General features: G+C 34.2%; 15 protein-coding genes. 6 read left to right on the top strand and 9 right to left on the bottom strand.

The genetic code is table 11. The features are described from left to right. Nucleotides 1-2 precede the first annotated feature (2 nt). From BN863_RS14225 to BN863_RS14205, 5 genes are read right to left on the bottom strand one after another with little or no spacing between them, the layout of a single operon-like run. Nucleotides 3-830 carry a TPM domain-containing protein gene (locus BN863_RS14225; RefSeq protein WP_038531798.1) on the bottom strand — a complete coding sequence of 276 codons (828 nt, stop codon included), beginning with the start codon at nt 828-830 and terminating at the stop codon, nt 3-5. After that, complete coding sequence (locus tag BN863_RS14220) at nt 831-1,271, bottom strand: TPM domain-containing protein (protein WP_038531796.1); 441 nt, start codon at nt 1,269-1,271, stop codon at nt 831-833. 9 nt (nt 1,272-1,280) lie between these two features. Then, nucleotides 1,281-1,880, bottom strand: a complete 600-nt coding sequence (locus tag BN863_RS14215; protein WP_038531794.1) for a LemA family protein — start codon at nt 1,878-1,880, stop codon at nt 1,281-1,283. Nucleotides 1,881-1,894: 14 nt separating this feature from the next. Beyond that, complete coding sequence (locus BN863_RS14210; RefSeq protein WP_038531793.1) at nt 1,895-2,224, bottom strand: MerR family transcriptional regulator; 330 nt, start codon at nt 2,222-2,224, stop codon at nt 1,895-1,897. Further along, nucleotides 2,224-3,195, bottom strand: coding sequence for a M23 family metallopeptidase (locus BN863_RS14205; protein WP_038531791.1), 972 nt, complete (start codon nt 3,193-3,195; stop codon nt 2,224-2,226). The genes BN863_RS14210 and BN863_RS14205 overlap by 1 nt, the downstream gene beginning before the upstream one ends. A gap of 227 nt (nt 3,196-3,422) precedes the next feature. On the opposite strand from BN863_RS14205, the gene alaS reads away from it, so the two are divergent. From alaS to BN863_RS14190, 3 genes are all read left to right on the top strand, one after another. Continuing rightward, nucleotides 3,423-6,041 (top strand): alanine--tRNA ligase, encoded by a 2,619-nt coding sequence (alaS, locus tag BN863_RS14200; protein ID WP_038531790.1) that lies wholly within the window; start codon nt 3,423-3,425, stop codon nt 6,039-6,041. 3 nt (nt 6,042-6,044) lie between these two features. Next, the gene (locus tag BN863_RS14195; protein WP_038531789.1) at nt 6,045-7,007 is read left to right on the top strand and encodes a GSCFA domain-containing protein; all 963 of its coding nucleotides are present in this window, start codon (nt 6,045-6,047) and stop codon (nt 7,005-7,007) included. Between the two features lie 237 nt (nt 7,008-7,244). Then, complete coding sequence (locus BN863_RS14190) at nt 7,245-7,859, top strand: DUF4230 domain-containing protein (RefSeq protein ID WP_038531787.1); 615 nt, start codon at nt 7,245-7,247, stop codon at nt 7,857-7,859. Here the strand turns inward: BN863_RS14190 and BN863_RS14185 are convergent. Further along, nucleotides 7,854-8,159, bottom strand: coding sequence for a rhodanese-like domain-containing protein (locus tag BN863_RS14185; protein WP_038531786.1), 306 nt, complete (start codon nt 8,157-8,159; stop codon nt 7,854-7,856). The two genes, BN863_RS14190 and BN863_RS14185, sit on opposite strands and share 6 nt — an antisense overlap. Nucleotides 8,160-8,265: 106 nt before the next feature. Between BN863_RS14185 and BN863_RS14180 the strand changes: the two genes are divergently transcribed. Continuing rightward, a complete protein-coding gene (locus BN863_RS14180) occupies nt 8,266-9,024 on the top strand; it encodes an enoyl-CoA hydratase/isomerase family protein (protein WP_038531784.1) in 759 nt (252 codons plus the stop codon). Nucleotides 9,025-9,199: 175 nt separating this feature from the next. Here the strand turns inward: BN863_RS14180 and BN863_RS14175 are convergent, their stop codons facing one another. Together BN863_RS14175 and BN863_RS18500 are read right to left on the bottom strand one after the other, a co-directional pair. Further along, nucleotides 9,200-9,754, bottom strand: coding sequence for a DUF4136 domain-containing protein (locus BN863_RS14175; RefSeq protein ID WP_038531783.1), 555 nt, complete (start codon nt 9,752-9,754; stop codon nt 9,200-9,202). 233 nt (nt 9,755-9,987) lie between these two features. After that, the gene (locus BN863_RS18500) at nt 9,988-10,152 is read right to left on the bottom strand and encodes a DUF5522 domain-containing protein (RefSeq protein ID WP_158409023.1); all 165 of its coding nucleotides are present in this window, start codon (nt 10,150-10,152) and stop codon (nt 9,988-9,990) included. 49 nt (nt 10,153-10,201) lie between these two features. Between BN863_RS18500 and BN863_RS14170 the strand changes: the two genes are divergently transcribed. Together BN863_RS14170 and BN863_RS14165 are read left to right on the top strand one after the other, a co-directional pair. After that, complete coding sequence (locus tag BN863_RS14170) at nt 10,202-10,525, top strand: hypothetical protein (RefSeq protein WP_038531782.1); 324 nt, start codon at nt 10,202-10,204, stop codon at nt 10,523-10,525. A gap of 644 nt (nt 10,526-11,169) precedes the next feature. Then, nucleotides 11,170-11,490: a GIY-YIG nuclease family protein gene (locus tag BN863_RS14165; RefSeq protein WP_038531780.1), complete on the top strand. Its 321-nt coding sequence runs from the start codon at nt 11,170-11,172 to the stop codon at nt 11,488-11,490. A 650-nt stretch (nt 11,491-12,140) separates the two neighbouring features. On the opposite strand, the gene BN863_RS14160 is transcribed toward BN863_RS14165, so the two are convergent. Further along, entirely contained in the window at nt 12,141-16,151 is a 4,011-nt protein-coding gene (locus BN863_RS14160) for a GEVED domain-containing protein (protein WP_038531779.1), read from the bottom strand. Between the last annotated feature and the right edge of the window lie 68 nt (nt 16,152-16,219).

Genomic DNA, 16,219 nt, shown 5'->3' with positions numbered 1-16,219 from the left:
TGTTACCAGCTACCACCGGCTCCACCACCGCTAAATCCTCCGCCACCGAAGCCACCACCAAAGCCGCCACCGCCGCCAAAGCTACCGCCACCGAATCCTCCGCCAGAAGATCCAAAGCCACCGCCGTAACTACCACGGCCCATATTACTTAAAATAATGGCATCTAAAATACTAGTGGGTCTACGGTTGTTACCGTTGCCTCCACCGCCACCGCCGCGTTTATTTTTAGAAATAGCTATCATAAAAATAATAAACATTATAATCATGAACATGGCCAATCCAGGAGGGAACCCTTCAGGCTCTGCATTTTGTCTAGATCCTTGGTATTCTCCCATTAGAAGTTGGAAAATAGCATCGGAACCTTTATCTAAACCGGCATAGAAGCTTCCGGTTTTAAACTCTGGAATAATAACGTTTCTTGTAATTTCACCAACAACACCAGCTGTAAGACGGTTTTCTACTCCGTAACCTGGAGCAATCCAAATTTTACGATCGTCTTTGGCTAATAATATAAATATACCATTGTCTTCTTTAGCTTGACCAACACCCCAAGATTGCGCCCATTTTGGAGCTAAGAGCCCGATGTTTTCACCTTTAGTTGTGGCAATTATTGCAACTACAATTTGTGTTGAAGTCGTGTCTGAATACTTTACAAGTTTTTGCTCTAAATTACTTTTCTCGGAAGGAGATAGTAAATTGATATAATCGTAAACACTGGTTTGAAATTCTGGTTTTGTTGGAATATCAAATTGCGCAGTAAGCATTTGTGAGAAACAAAATGCGATACATAAGCATGTAAATAACCAAGTGTTTTTAAGTTTTAGCACGATTTATCCGTTTGAAATTTCGTTAGGCAATTCGTTGATGTCTGATGCATCCCAAGGGAAATTAGCTTGAAGTTCTTTTCCAGCTCTTAATACGCCTTCTACAAGACCTTCTTTAAATTTTCCTTGTTTAAAATACGACTGAATAACATCTTTAGTGGTATCCCAAAAATTATCATCAACCACATCATTAATGCCTTTGTCGCCGTAAATTACAAAGGTTTTATCTTCTACTGCAACATAAATTAGTACGCCGTTTTGAAGCTTAGTGTTATCCATTTTAAGGACATGGAAAACTTCCATAGCGCGTTCGTAAACGTCTATGGAAGCTGTTTTTTCTATATGAATTCGGATTTCACCGGAGGTCTGATTTTCGGCTAAGCGTATTGCTTCAACGATTTCGTTTTCCTCTTTACGACTAAGAAATCTTTCTACTTTAGAATCCATTATATAATTTTATTTGAAATCAAAATCGACATCTACAGGCTTTTCTGCACCCGCTTCAGCATCGAAATATGGTTTTGCATCAAAGTTAAACAAGCCTGCTAACAATGAGTTAGGGAATGTTTTAACATGATTGTTATAAGGTTTAATCGCTTCGTTATAGCGAACACGAGCCGTTTGTATAGTGTTTTCAGTACTTGTTAATTCGTCTTGAAGTTTTAAAAAGTTCTGATTAGATTTTAAATCAGGGTAACGCTCTACAGATACCAATAATCTAGACAGTGCACTACTTAATCCGCCTTGAGCTTCATTAAATTGTTGTAATTGTTCTGGAGTTATATTTTCAGGATTAATTGTTGTAGACGTAGCTTTAGCACGAGCCTCGATAACATCTGTTAATGTTGATCTTTCAAAATCTGCTGCACCTTGAACTGTTTTAACAAGATTTCCAATTAAATCATTTCTACGTTGGTAAGAGGTTTGTACATTACCCCAAGCTTCGCTCACGTTTTCGTTTAATCTAACTGCAGTGTTATTAAATCCTACTCCCCAATTGTAGAGACCAAATGCAATAGCTGCAATAATAATTACGGGAATTAACCATTTTTTCATGATTGTTAGTTTTTTTAAAGTTGGTTTTTAATTCTAATTAGCTGATTTTTTATGTCTTCTAATTTTTCTATTATATCAAAGTTAGTTAAAGTTTTCTTTTTTTCTACCTTTAAGTGGATTTTTGCGCCATCTAGCGTAAATCCTCGTTCTTTAACTAAATGATAGATTAATTTTAAATTCTTAATATCTTCAGGCGTAAATTTTCTATTGCCTTTAGCGTTTTTTTTAGGCTTAAGCACATCGAATTCTTTTTCCCAAAAGCGGATTAAAGAGGCATTAACACCAAATGCTTTGGCGACTTCGCCAATACCATAATATCGTTTTTCTGGTAAATCTATATGCATTAATCTAAAGATTGATTTTCTAATGAAGCTTTTTCTAGCAGACTGTTATATTCTTCTGGAGTTAAACTTCCGTAATAGAAATTTGTTGGGTTAATACGTTCGTCGTCTTTAAAAATTTCATAATGTAAATGCGGTGCTTCAGAACGTCCTGTACTTCCAACAAATCCAATTAAATCGCCACGTTCTACTTTCTGATTTTTCTTCACATTGTATTTGTAAAGATGCGCATATAAACTCACATAACCATAGCCATGATCTATTCTAATATGATTTCCGTAACCAGTAGAGTGATTATCGGCACGAACTACAACTCCATCTCCTGTGGCATATACTGGAGTGCCACGAGGTGCTGTAAAATCCATTCCGTAATGAAATTTACGAGCCTTAGTGAAAGGATCGGTTCTGTATCCATATCCCGAAGCTATTCTGGTTAAGTCTACATTATTAACAGGCTGTATGGCAGGGATTGCAGCTAATAATTTTTCTTTGTCTTCTGCTAATTTTGCAATTTCGTCTAAAGATTTAGATTGTACTACAATTTGTTTTTGAAGAACGTCTAATTTTTTACTGCTTTCAATAATAAGTTTAGAGTTATCGTAACCTTCTAAACCTTTATAGCGGTTTATTCCTCCAAAACCAGCAATACGCTGTTCTTTAGGAATTGGATTTGCTTCAAAATAAATACGATAAATGTTATTGTCTCGATCTTCTATACTCGCTAAAACTTCAGAAGCTTCATTCATCTTTTTATTTAACATATCGTAATGCAATTGCATATTCGATAGTTCGCGCTTTAGAGCTTTCTCTTTAGGCGATTCAACAAAATGGCTTGTAACAAAAACAGTTAAAAATCCAAATAAGGCTGAAGCCGTAATAAATCCTAATATGTACTTAAACGTCTTACGCTTTTTACGCTCTATTTTACGATAGGAAAGCGTCTCAGGATCATAATAATATTTTACCTTACTCATTATTTAATTTATACTATTTTTGCAATTATAAAGGTGAAACGTGTTTGTTAAACCTAGGGTATTCTAGCAAACCTACTAAAATATTTTCATTACAAATTTAAAAAAGTAATGATAATAATTTAGCTCTAGCTTCAAGCAAACCTGAATTTAACAATATATTTGCACTTTAAAATCGAAAAATGACTCTTTAAAAGTAGTCAATAAAATAACAGTTTGTTACATATCATATGAAATCTCAAGACATTCGCTCTAAATATTTAGAATTTTTCAAAAGTAAAGGTCATACTATTGTGCCGTCTGCACCAATGGTTTTAAAGAACGATCCTACGTTAATGTTTGTTAACTCTGGAATGGCACCGTTTAAAGAATACTTTTTGGGGCAAGCAAAACCACCAAATACGCGTTTAACCGATTCTCAAAAATGTTTACGTGTTTCTGGTAAACATAACGATTTGGAAGAGGTAGGGTATGATACGTATCATCACACGCTGTTTGAGATGCTTGGAAACTGGAGTTTTGGAGATTACTTTAAAAAAGAAGCTATTGCATGGTGTTGGGAGTTATTAACCGATGTTTATGGCATAGATAAAGACATATTGTATGTTACTGTTTTTGAAGGTGATGAAGAAGATGGTACTCCTATGGATCAGGAGGCTTACGATTTTTGGAAAGAAATTGTGCCTGAAGACCGCATATTAAAGGGGAACAAGAAAGATAATTTCTGGGAAATGGGCGATCAAGGTCCTTGCGGACCATGTAGTGAAATCCATGTAGACATTCGTTCGGCTGAAGAAAAAGCTAAAGTAGATGGGAAATCATTAGTAAACGAAGATCATCCACAAGTGGTAGAGATTTGGAATTTAGTATTCATGCAATACAATCGTAAGGCCAACGGAAGTTTAGAAATGCTTCCTAATAAACATATTGATACAGGTATGGGCTTCGAGCGTTTGTGTATGGTTATGCAAGGTGTGCAATCTAATTACGATACCGATGTATTTACACCAATTATTCGTGAAATAGAAACCATTTCTAAAACAGAATATGGTAAGGATGAAAAGGTAGATGTTGCCATTCGTGTAATTTCTGATCACGTACGTGCTGTAGCATTTTCTATTGCCGATGGACAATTGCCAAGTAATACAGGTGCAGGATATGTTATTCGTAGAATATTACGTCGAGCCGTACGTTACAGTTTTACATTCTTAGATCAGAAAGAGCCATTTATTTATAGATTAGTAAATGTACTTAGTAATAAAATGGGGGAGGCATTTCCAGAATTAAAATCCCAAAAACAACTGATTCAGAATGTTATAAAAGAGGAAGAAATGTCTTTCTTAAGAACATTAGATCAAGGTCTAGTACTCCTAAATGGTGTAATAGAGCATACTTCGGATACAGTTGTTTCTGGAGAAAAAGCATTCGAATTATACGATACGTATGGTTTTCCAATCGATTTAACGTCTTTAATCCTTCGTGAAAAAGGGTTAGAATTGGACGAAGCTGGTTTTCATACCGCTATGGAAAAACAAAAATCAAGATCGAGATCGGCTAGTGAAATGTCTACAGACGATTGGACTGTTTTAATAGAAGACGATATTCAGGAATTTGTAGGTTACGATACCTTGGTAACACCGGTTAAAATTACACGTTATAGAAAGGTAGTCTCGAAAAAAGAAGGGACCATGTATCAACTTGTTTTCAATTTAACGCCATTCTACCCAGAAGGTGGAGGACAAGTGGGGGATAAAGGTTATATTGAATCGGCTAACGGAAACGTTACCTATATTTTAGATACTAAAAAAGAGAACAACGTTGTATATCATTTAGTAAAAGAACTTCCAGAAGATCTAAATAATGTGTTAAAGGCAGGTGTAGATGAAACACAACGTTACAGAACCTCTTGTAACCATACGGCAACGCACTTATTACACCAAGCATTACGCGAAATTTTAGGAGAGCATGTAGAACAAAAGGGGTCTGCTGTGCATTCTAAACATTTACGTTTCGATTTTTCTCACTTTTCTAAAGTAACTAACGAGCAATTACAAGATATAGAAGATTTCGTAAACGCACGTATTGAAGGGAAATTACCATTACAAGAGCAACGTAATATACCAATGCAAAAAGCAATAGACGAAGGTGCCATGGCATTGTTTGGCGAAAAATACGGCGATACAGTTCGTGCAATTCGTTTTGGTAAATCTATTGAATTGTGTGGCGGAACTCACGTGCAAAATACATCAGAGATTTGGCACTTTAAAATCAAGTCAGAAAGTGCTGTAGCGTCAGGAATTCGTAGAATTGAAGCTATTACCAACGATGCTGTTAGAGAATTTTACACAGATAGTAGTAAGATTTATTTTGAAGTGAAAGAATTGCTTAACAATGCTCAGGATCCTGTTAAAGCATTGCAAAGTTTACAAGATGAAAATTCAAATTTAAAAAAGCAAGTAGAAGCACTTTTAAAAGAAAAAGCTAAAAACGTAAAAGGCGAACTTAAAAATGAAATTGAAACCATAGACGGAATTCAGTTTTTAGCAAAGCAAGTCGATTTAGATGCAGCTGGAATTAAAGACTTGTCTTTCGAGTTAGGGAGCAATTTAGATAATGCTTTCTTAGTTTTTGGAACAGAACAAAATGGTAAAGCACTATTGTCTTGTTACATCTCTAAAGACTTAGTAGAAACACATAAATTAAACGCAGGACAAGTGGTTCGCGAATTAGGAAAATATATACAAGGAGGCGGCGGAGGTCAGCCGTTTTTTGCTACAGCCGGAGGTAAAAAACCAGAAGGTATACCAGAAGCATTAGAAGCTGCCAAAAATTATGTCGTAAAGGCCTAACCTATGAAATTTTTTACCGAGATCCCAATACAACAACAAACCGAAAATCAAATCGATTATCAGTCTAAAGTGTTGTTATTGGGGTCTTGTTTTGTAGAAAATATTGGGCAAAAGTTCGATTTTTTTAAATTTAAAAACCTTCAAAATCCCTTTGGTGTTTTGTTTCAGCCAAAGGCTATAGAACACTTAATAACACATGCTATAAAGGGTAAAGTATATACCGAAGATGACTTATTTCTTCAGAATGAACTTTGGCACTGTTATCAGGCGCATTCCAAATTAAGCGGAATTGACAAGACAGAAGTTTTAAACGGATTAAATGTAGCATTACAACATACCAAGCACTATTTAGAAAGTGCAACTCATATTGTTATTACATTAGGAACAGCATGGGTATATCGGCACTTAGAATCTAACACTATTGTCGCTAACTGCCATAAAGTCCCACAAAAGGCATTTAAAAAAGAGTTACTTAGTAGTGTTGAGATCTTAGAATCGTTACAACATATGTTGGATGAAATTGCAGCAGTAAACCCGAAAGCGAATGTTATTTTTACGGTTTCACCTATTCGTCATACTAAAGATGGTATGGTGGAGAATACCCGAAGTAAATCCCATCTTATTTCAGCAATTCATCAACTTGTAGAGATTAATAAAAAACATCAGCTTTATTATTTTCCTTCGTATGAAATTATGATGGACGAACTTCGAGATTATCGCTTTTATGCATCCGATTTAATTCATCCGAATCAAGTTGCTATCGATTATATTTGGGACAAGTTTAAAGCGTCATGGTTATCATCTACTACAACGTCGTTAATGAAAGAGGTGCAAATCATTCAAAACGGATTACATCATAAACCTATAAATGCTTCCTCTGTTCAACATCAGAAATTTCTTAAAGATTTGCATGCGAGAATTACAGCAGTAAAACGGGAAATAGAAGGTGTTTCTTTCTCTTTGTAAGAAATTATTTTAATTAATTCATTTATAAAGCTTTATGACTAATATTAATGTTAGTCATCTAAAAAAATCGTTAAATATTTAAAAAAAAATTATTTTAGCCTTGCTATTAATCAATCTGTTAAAAGCATCAATCTCAGAAAGGCATCTTGTATGTGAGTAGGAAATTGATGCTTTTTTTATGTTTAAAAACGACGGGTTAAGAAACATATTTTATACCTTTCATTAAAAATTAAATTAATGAAAAATATAACTTTCGGAGTTCTAATTGCAATTGTACTATTCTTTACGCTTAGGTATTGTAATGAAAAGAAAGCAGACGATGCCCAGCTTATTGAAAACTCTATGTTAATTCAGGAGCAGATAAAAAATGTGGGTAAATTGGTCGTTACCGAAGGTCATTTTAGCGAAGTATTTTCGTATAAAGATTCTAGAGATGTATTTCCGTATTTGGTTACTGCCGAGAAAAAAGCCTTGGTGGTTGTAAATGCCGACGTTACTATAGCTTACGATTTAAGTCAAATTACTTACGATATTGATGAGGTGAATAAAGTTCTCAACATTACTTATATTCCTAAAGAAGAGATTAAAATTAGTCCAGAATTCGAGTATTATGATATTCAGGCCGACTTTTTAAATCAGTTTGAAGCTAAGGATTATAATAAGATTAAGAATAAAGTAAAAGCATCACTTATGAAAAAAGTGGAAGCTTCAGATTTTAAGAAAAATTCGAAAAACAGATTAATTAGTGAATTGGCAAAGTTCTACGTTTTAACCAATTCTATGGGGTGGACTTTGCAGTATAATAATACGCCAATTACTACTGAAGATACGTTTGAGAATATAAAATTATAGTAACCTTTTTAAGGTTTGGTAACTTCCGCCGTTGGTAGCTTCAATACCATTTATTAATAAAGATTTTACAGCTTTAGCCGATCTAACACCACTTGCACAACAAACTATAAAAGGTTTTTGAGTAGATTTTAGTTCGGAAATTTTTAAATGTAAATCTTTAATAGGAATATTTTCTGAACCAATAATATGCCCTTTATTATACTCTTTTTTAGTACGAACATCTAAAATAATGGCACCTCTAGACTTGAAATATTCAATATCACGTTTTTGTTTTCTGAATAAATAATCTAGTAATCCCATATCCTTTTTTATAAAAATACGAGTTTTCTTAGGAAAATGAAAGCATTACAAGTAGCAACTTAAAAAAATCTGTATCTTCGATATTCAATATTTAGGCTAATAAAAAATGGAAAATTCTTTTGTAAATCAAGACGTGTTAGATGGTGTTAGCACCATTACATTCAGCAATCCGCCTCATAATGCATTGCCAAGCACTTTGCTTTTAAAATTAGAAATAGAAATTAATTTGGCAGCTGAAAATAGTTTTGTTCAAGTTATAGTTTTACAAAGTGCTGGAGATAGAACGTTTTGTGCTGGAGCTAGTTTCGATGAGCTTATTACAATTGAAACTGAGGCGCAAGGTGCGTTATTCTTTTCAGGGTTTGCGAAAGTAATAAACGCCATGCGTAAATGTTGCAAGTTTATAATTTGTAAAGTTCAAGGTAAAACTGTTGGAGGTGGTGTGGGGCTAGCAGCTGCAGCCGATTATTGTTTAGCAACGCAGTATGCATCTATTAAATTAAGTGAATTAAGCATCGGGATTGGCCCGTTTGTTATAGAACCTGCGGTTAGTCGTAAAATAGGAATTTCAGCAATGTCTGAACTGACTGTGAATGCGGAACAGTTTTATAGTGCAACATGGGCAGAGAATAAAGGATTATATGCTCAAGTTTTTGAAACACAATCTGAATTAAATGCGGAAGTAGATACTTTAGTTAATAAGTTAAGAACCTATAATCCTGAAGCTGTAAAAGCCATGAAAACAGTAATGTGGCATAACACCAATCACTGGGACAAATTACTGTTAGAGCGTGCGAAAATTAGTGGAACTTTAGTTTTAAGTAATTTTACAAAGGAAGTTTTAAGCAAGTATAAAACAGTTTAAACATAATTAAAAATAGAGGAGTTTTACATCACGAATACTTTTAGAACCTATGTCAGCTTACAGTTAATGAGGATAAAAGTAAATCTGATATTTTGCATACTAATGTATTTTTAGAAACAAAAAAAGGAACCCATTTCTAGGTTCCCAGCACTAATTTTCTTTTTCAGGGAAAATATTATTTTTTAAGCTCAGGCGGATAATTTTCTAAAATTTTACCCACGAACTCATTTATACGTTCTTCTTTTTTATTCATGTTTTCGGTTAAATAACCAGAACCCACACCTTGCCAAACTAATTCTTTTTTGCTAGCATCTATAAGGTCTATAAATAATGTGCCTTCGGTAGAGCTTGTTACAGAGGTGTTATTAAAATTGTTGTAATAATACGGACTCCATCCCCAACCATAACCATAAGGACCCCAGCCCATATTGTTATTATTGTATATGTTTATTTCTTCTCTAGCTTTAGTAAAGATACTTATTAATATGTCTGGATTTTCAGATTTCACAAAACCTTTATTAGTCATTTCTGTTTCTATAGCTCGTAGAATACGTTTTTTATCTAAGTCACTAATTTCAGCCTTATCAATCCCAGTTTTATAAAAAGCATAGGTTTTGTATTGTTCGAACGTAGTTCCTTTTTCGTAATCTGAAGCTACTTTTATAGAACTACAGGCACTTACTATAAGAAGCAAGATTAAAACAGGTGTAAATTTTAAGAGTCTTTTCATATGTTTAGTTTATTAGTAAGGATTAAGTTTCCATAAATCATATTTGTAAAAATATGCCTTTAAAAATAGATTCAATCTCTAATGTATATTTAATGGTCTAGATACGTGTGTAATAGAATCAATAATCGTACCAAAATATTATTTAAGACGTCGTCCTGTTTAATGCCCTCAATGATGAGGTGGACAGCAATAGCACTAATCTCACCTTTATTAAATTAAAGTTTAACTCCGATTTACTTTTTAAAAGTATCGGTTTTCTTGTCGTAACCATAAGGGCAATGTCTGCAACCACTTTTACAACAGTAACCTCTTTTTAAGTGATATTTCTCGGTAAAACAGCGATATCCTTCTGGAGTTAAATAGTAGTCGCCTTCTTCTAAAGGTATTATTTTTTTCATCTTTTACAAAGATAATGTAATTTGGATTGGTTTTTGAAAGTGTTTAAATATGATTTTAATTTCAAAATATATTACTCCAAAAGGTTACCAAGGCATTACCTTATATCCGTTTGTGTTTTTGCGAGATTCTAAATTAAAACGTAATGTTGTGTTGATCAACCACGAACGAATTCATTTAAAGCAGCAATTAGAATTACTTATTTTACCATTTTATATATGGTATGGTATCGAGTTTTTGTTTCGATTATATCAATTTAAAAATTGGAATTCGGCTTACAACAATATTTCCTTTGAACGTGAAGCGTATACAAACGAAAAAGACCTCAACTATTTAAAGTCAAGGCCTTTGTTTTCTTTTAAGAGATTTTTGTAATGTTGTTTTTTAAGTCAAGGTTTTTTTATCACTATTGGTATTGAATCTATACACTAACAATACACTATCTATACTTCATCTATACACTATCTATGGCTTTGATGCGTAATTATAATACTGTTTTTCTGTTTAAATAGGGTAGTTATGTTGTTTTATATATAGGTTTTTAGGATCCGTTAGTTAATGCTGTTTTCATGATTATGTCACATCGAGCGCAGCCGAGATGGTATCCATTGACTATTATTTGTTTAGAACGTTTTCGATTCTTTTTAAGACAAGACAGAATGTAGAAATGTGATGCTTTCTTAATATAATAACAAAGATTAATGTTATGGTTTCGTTTTTTGGTTTTCGACTAAAGCGGGTTCTCGACAAACTCCGTTCGCTAGCTTCAAAACAATTTCTCAAATTGCTTTTCACTAATGCTCGAACTGACAAGTCGGATACGACTGAAAGTATACTTGAGCTCTTGACAAACTCATAATCTCTAGTAAATGTATTTAGTTTTAATCAACCTTTAATTGCTGTCTAGTTTATCTTATAATAATTTTTCACTAGCTATTATGTCACATCGAGCGCAGTCGAGATGCCAGCTTTCGCCTTTATTCTTTTAACCTTGTATTTTTTTTGTAAATTAGTTTAAGATGAAACAGTATTATGTATACATATTAAAATGTAATGATGGGACCTACTATACTGGTTTCACGTCTAATTTAGAAGAGCGCATACAAAATCATAATTCAGGAAAATATAAAGATGCTTACACATTTAAAAGAAGACCTGTTTTGTTAGTTTTTTATGAATCATTTTTTGAACCGAATCAAGCTATTATGTTTGAAAAACAGATCAAGAAATGGAGTAAGTCAAAGAAAGAGGCTCTAATTTCTGGTGAATTCGATCGCCTTCAAGCTTTGGCCGAATGTAGAAATGCGACACATTCTAAATATAAACCAAACAATGGTTGATGATATGTTTGGTGCTTTTGGTTCTCGACTAAAACCGGTTCTCGACAAACTCCGTTCGCTAGCTTCAAAACAATTTCTCAAATTGCTTTTCACTAATGCTCGAACTGACAAAGGGGTTTAAGCGTGTTTATTCTTTTATAACAGATTTCGTGATTATGTCACGCGAGCCCATTCGAGATGCTAATTATTTGTAATCTAAACGAAGGTTGTTTGTAGGTTTAGTTTTTAGGGGGCTCGACTGCGCTCGAACTGACAAGTAGGATGCGAATAAAAGTGTACTTGAGTTCTCGACAAACTCCGTTCGCTAGCTTCAAAACAATTTCTCAAATTGCTTTTTAATAATGCTCTAACTGATAGCTTATTAGCTCTTGTAAATGTATTTTATTTCATTCAAATTTTTCGATATAATCTTACAATAACATTCCCTAAGCTATAATGTCACATCGAGCGCAGTCGAGATGCTATCCAAATACCAATTATTTTTAAAGTTAGATCATCAGACTTAAAAGCTCGAACGGATAATTTGGGTTAAATTATTACGTTTCTCAAACTTGAAGCCCATGTAAACGAAAAAGACCTTAACTATTTAAAGTTAAGGTCTAAATTCTTAGTTATTAATTATCTTAAATAGTTAATGATTTTGCTATTCACTAATAAATAACTTTCTGAGTTTTTTCTTTACCATTACTTAGAGTAGCTCTAACAATTAACGGACTATTAGTTGGTTTAAACTGATCTAATTTAACCTCTGAAGCATTTAATGTATTTACTTGATAAAGTACTCGACCTAACACATCGTACACCACAATAGTGTTAATAGTACTAGTGCCCGTACTAACCTTTATAAATTCTTGAGTAGCTATTATTTTAAAGGTATTGTTTGTAATCACATCATCCACAGAAAGTGTTTTTGCTTGATAACGTAACACAAAACGATTGTTAAATGTTCCTGCTTCCGATGTGAAACTATAAGCAGACTTTCTTAAATCGTGAGTTGTATTAGTGTAAAGGTCTTCTAAATATATGTTTTGATTTTCAGATTCAAATACACCATCTACTTTACTAATACCTATACTATATTGGTCTTTTTTAGTTGAAATAAAACCTAGTGGTATAATATCATCTTGCTGTATTGGGTTTCTACGACCTTGAATAACCATGGCCTCATCATCAATAAGTGAATACAAACTCATGGCACTATTGTCCATAATAATTGCATCGTAAAGAGGATCTTTAGCATTTACAGCCCCATCAAAATAACCTAATAGCATTTCTGTAGCAGTTTCTTTGCTATCGATTAAATTTAGCCATACACGGTTTTTTTGATCGTTTGATCTGTAAAAGGCATCGTTTTTATATTCAGAAGAAAAGCTACGCATATCATTTGTAAATGTTGCATTACTTTTTGACTGGTTTGCGGAAGGCTTCATTAATACAAAGAAACCTTGTCCAGAGGCAATATAACCGTCGAAACCAGATGGAGAAGACCCGGATAGCGTATACGCTATATAGTCATCTGTATTATAGCTTGATCCTTCACTAGCATAAAATGGATCATCGTAATCTGAACTAAGTTCATTGGCGTGAGTCCAAATGCGAACACCGCCTTCAATAGTTCCTCCTGATACAGATCCACCAGGATCTAAAGAACCGCTGTTTTTTGTTATGAAATCATCTGCACTAATGGCAGAAGGATATGGGTTTCCAATTAAATTCCAATTGTCATCTTCTTTTGATATTTGGGTGCTTGAATTATCGTTGTAGTCATCTCCATCGTAAGTTCCTCTAGTAATACTCGCATTTATAGTTCCGTTGTTAGGTTTGCTATCTTGGAAAGATGCTGTATAATTATGACCTCTTATAATATAACCCTTTCCTGGTGTCATATTAATATTTGAAACTTTTGACCAATTTCCATACTTATTACCTACTGTTGGTAACCATTCATAACGATGAGATGTAGTCGAAATACCATCTATATTAAATTTTTCTACAGGAGAAGACCAATACACGTAATCTGTGCTACGTGCCGTTTCGGGAGTTCTGTTTACAGTAAATGTACCAGTAGATACATTCCTGTCAGTTTCATTAGTTTGAATAAAACTGGCATCATCATTTAAGGTGATATTACCTCTTAATGTCAATAAATCGTCTACGGTAATGATACTTTGATCTGAGGCATTTAAATTACCGGCTACCGTTAATATATTATTTACGGTAAGAATACCTTGTCCAGACACGGATAGTTCTCCGTTTATACTTAAATCATCTTCAACCGTAAGTGTACTGTTAGATTCTAATGTTAGAGAAGCACCAGCTTCAATATAAACAGAGTAGGCTTTTGCATCTTTATTATCATTATTATTATTATTATTATTATTATCAAGTATAGGATATTGGTCCTCGTCTAGACTAGGTATAATTACACAATCATGTTGGTCTGGAACAGTTTTAGGATTCCAGTTGTTTTGATTGTCCCACTTGTTATTACCTGTCCCAGGCTCCCAGGTTATACATTCTCGCTCTATAAATAAAGGGTATTCTTCAATCTGACCATTATTATAGGTTACCTCTTCATCTTGAATTTCATTAAAGCAAGCCCAAGTAGAAGAACCATCGTCCTCTCCAGTTTTTACGATACGAATACTAGTAAGACCAGGTTTTGCATTTAATGGAATAGCTATTTCCGCTGTTACTGTATCATCATCATCTTCAAGTTCTACTAGCTTAAACTCTTCTCCTCCATTATTACCATCATTCTGTAAGGAATTATATTCGCCATCGCCATCTAAATCGATATATGCTACAAAAAAGTTTTTATCGCCATCTAAAACACCTTCTAAAGAAATGGTGTAGGTGTCCCCAGCTACTAAATTTCCGGTAACATTACAAAAACGTTCTACGGCTTCGTTACTAGAACTACTTGAGTAATTATCTATATTAGAAAATTTAACTCGGGTAATCGGGGAAACGTTATCGTATTCTGGGTAACATGTTGATGTAAAAGGATCGCAATCTGAACCATCATAATCTTCAACTATAAGGGTGTATTCTTCTGCTTGCCCTTCGTCGTAATTATCACAAGGATTGTTAGGAGAGCCACCATTCCTTTTGATAATTCTAATGGTAGTGGTTCCTAATTGGGCATCTGCCGGAACTACAAGTGTCCCTGTTCCAGACGACTCGTTGGATGAAAAATTAGTAATTTTTTGTCTTTCATTATCATCGTCATAATTTGTTTCTTCAAATTCACCATCCTGATCCCAATCTATAAAAGCTACAAAATATACATCCTTTCCATTGGTCTCACCGCCTAAGGTCATGCTGTAGCTACTTCCTCGAGTTACGGTTCCAGTTACATCACAAAAGCGTTCTAATTCATCGTTACTTGAACTGTCTGAGCTGTTATCTATTCCTGCAAATGTAACTTGTGTAATAGGTACTACCTCGTCGAATGTAGGTTCGCAATCGTAAACAATATCTGTACAACTATCATCATCCTCGTCATCTTCATCTTCAAATTCTTTTACTACAAGCGTATAGTCTTCTGCTTGTCCACGTTTATACTCTTTACAAGCATCTGTGGCAGAACCATCATTATTCCCGGTTTTTATAATTCGCATAGTGGTTGTACCCAACTTAGCATCACTTGGAACTTTAATATTTTTAACTAAGGCTTCACTATCAGGAGCTCCCGTTGAATTTTTAAGTTCTCCTAGTTTTTGTTCTTCATACTCATCATCTCCAAAAATACCATCTTGATTCCAATCGATATAGGCTACAAAATAGTTTTTCTTATTACCATTTGTGTTTCCTCTTATTATTATTTCATTATCATCACTTCCTCGAACAACAGTTCCGACTTCATTACAGAATAATTCGTTTTCAAGACTCCCATTAACCGTAGCGCTAGAAGTATTGTCTATACCTGCAAAAGTGATTTGGGTTATTGGTTCTACAACTTGAGAATAGGTAGTTTTACAATATTGTGTGTTTTCGGTATCTCCATACATGGTAATACGAATCATACCATCTCCACCATCTCCACCTTTAGCAGGAACACCATTAACCATGGTACCACCACCTCCACCGGCAGCAGGGCCGCCAGGGAAACCGTCTCCGGCGTGATTTGCTTGACCACCTGTTCCAATAATATTGCCATCTTTATCATTGATTGCATTTACTCCATTTTGGGCAACATCCGTAGAGTTATTAGCTATGTCTCCACCATTATTACCATTCGCACCAACCCATGTCCAACTACCAAATTGTAATTGAATAAAGGATTGGCCACCATGATTACTTCCTGAAATGTTTCCAGTTGCACCTTTAGCAATTGAATAATCTAAATCACCACCCGCAACAACATTAATATCTTGTGCAATTGAATAATATCCAGCAAGACCAGCATATCCACCACCTCCTGAAATAGAACTTCCTCCTCCTGCCCCTCCCGAGCCCCAGACTTCGATATCAATTTTATTGATCCCACAAGGCACAACAAATGTCCCTGTTCCAGGTTGGTCTAGAATAATTACAGTTTGCGCATTAGAAACTAAATTCAACAATCCAAATACAAGAAGTAAAGCAAATTGTTTAAAAATAGTAGTATTAAAAGAAGTGGTTCCAAAAGGAACGCTATAAGTAGTTTTTGTAATCATAAGTTTTTGTGTTCAAAAAAAAATCGAGCAAAAATAATCAATTTATCGGTTTAAATGTAGCGAGTTGA

Source organism: Formosa agariphila KMM 3901 (assembly GCF_000723205.1).
In the GTDB taxonomy this organism is placed as follows: domain Bacteria; phylum Bacteroidota; class Bacteroidia; order Flavobacteriales; family Flavobacteriaceae; genus Formosa; species Formosa agariphila.
Note: the sequence above shows the minus strand (reverse complement) of the source record. Positions and strands in the feature narration are given on the sequence as shown.

Bases quoted from the DNA above. Each gene is read 5' to 3' on its own strand.
- alaS (WP_038531790.1), top strand. From the start codon at position 3,423: ATGAAATCTCAAGACATTCGCTCTAAATATTTAGAATTTTTCAAAAGT.
- BN863_RS14195 (WP_038531789.1), top strand. From the start codon at position 6,045: ATGAAATTTTTTACCGAGATCCCAATACAACAACAAACCGAAAATCAA.
- BN863_RS14160 (WP_038531779.1), bottom strand. From the start codon at position 16,151: ATGATTACAAAAACTACTTATAGCGTTCCTTTTGGAACCACTTCTTTT.
- BN863_RS14165 (WP_038531780.1), top strand. From the start codon at position 11,170: ATGAAACAGTATTATGTATACATATTAAAATGTAATGATGGGACCTAC.
- BN863_RS14205 (WP_038531791.1), bottom strand. From the start codon at position 3,195: ATGAGTAAGGTAAAATATTATTATGATCCTGAGACGCTTTCCTATCGT.
- BN863_RS18500 (WP_158409023.1), bottom strand. From the start codon at position 10,152: ATGAAAAAAATAATACCTTTAGAAGAAGGCGACTACTATTTAACTCCA.
- BN863_RS14190 (WP_038531787.1), top strand. From the start codon at position 7,245: ATGAAAAATATAACTTTCGGAGTTCTAATTGCAATTGTACTATTCTTT.
- BN863_RS14175 (WP_038531783.1), bottom strand. From the start codon at position 9,754: ATGAAAAGACTCTTAAAATTTACACCTGTTTTAATCTTGCTTCTTATA.
- BN863_RS14185 (WP_038531786.1), bottom strand. From the start codon at position 8,159: ATGGGATTACTAGATTATTTATTCAGAAAACAAAAACGTGATATTGAA.
- BN863_RS14170 (WP_038531782.1), top strand. From the start codon at position 10,202: ATGATTTTAATTTCAAAATATATTACTCCAAAAGGTTACCAAGGCATT.
- BN863_RS14220 (WP_038531796.1), bottom strand. From the start codon at position 1,271: ATGGATTCTAAAGTAGAAAGATTTCTTAGTCGTAAAGAGGAAAACGAA.
- BN863_RS14180 (WP_038531784.1), top strand. From the start codon at position 8,266: ATGGAAAATTCTTTTGTAAATCAAGACGTGTTAGATGGTGTTAGCACC.
- BN863_RS14215 (WP_038531794.1), bottom strand. From the start codon at position 1,880: ATGAAAAAATGGTTAATTCCCGTAATTATTATTGCAGCTATTGCATTT.
- BN863_RS14210 (WP_038531793.1), bottom strand. From the start codon at position 2,224: ATGCATATAGATTTACCAGAAAAACGATATTATGGTATTGGCGAAGTC.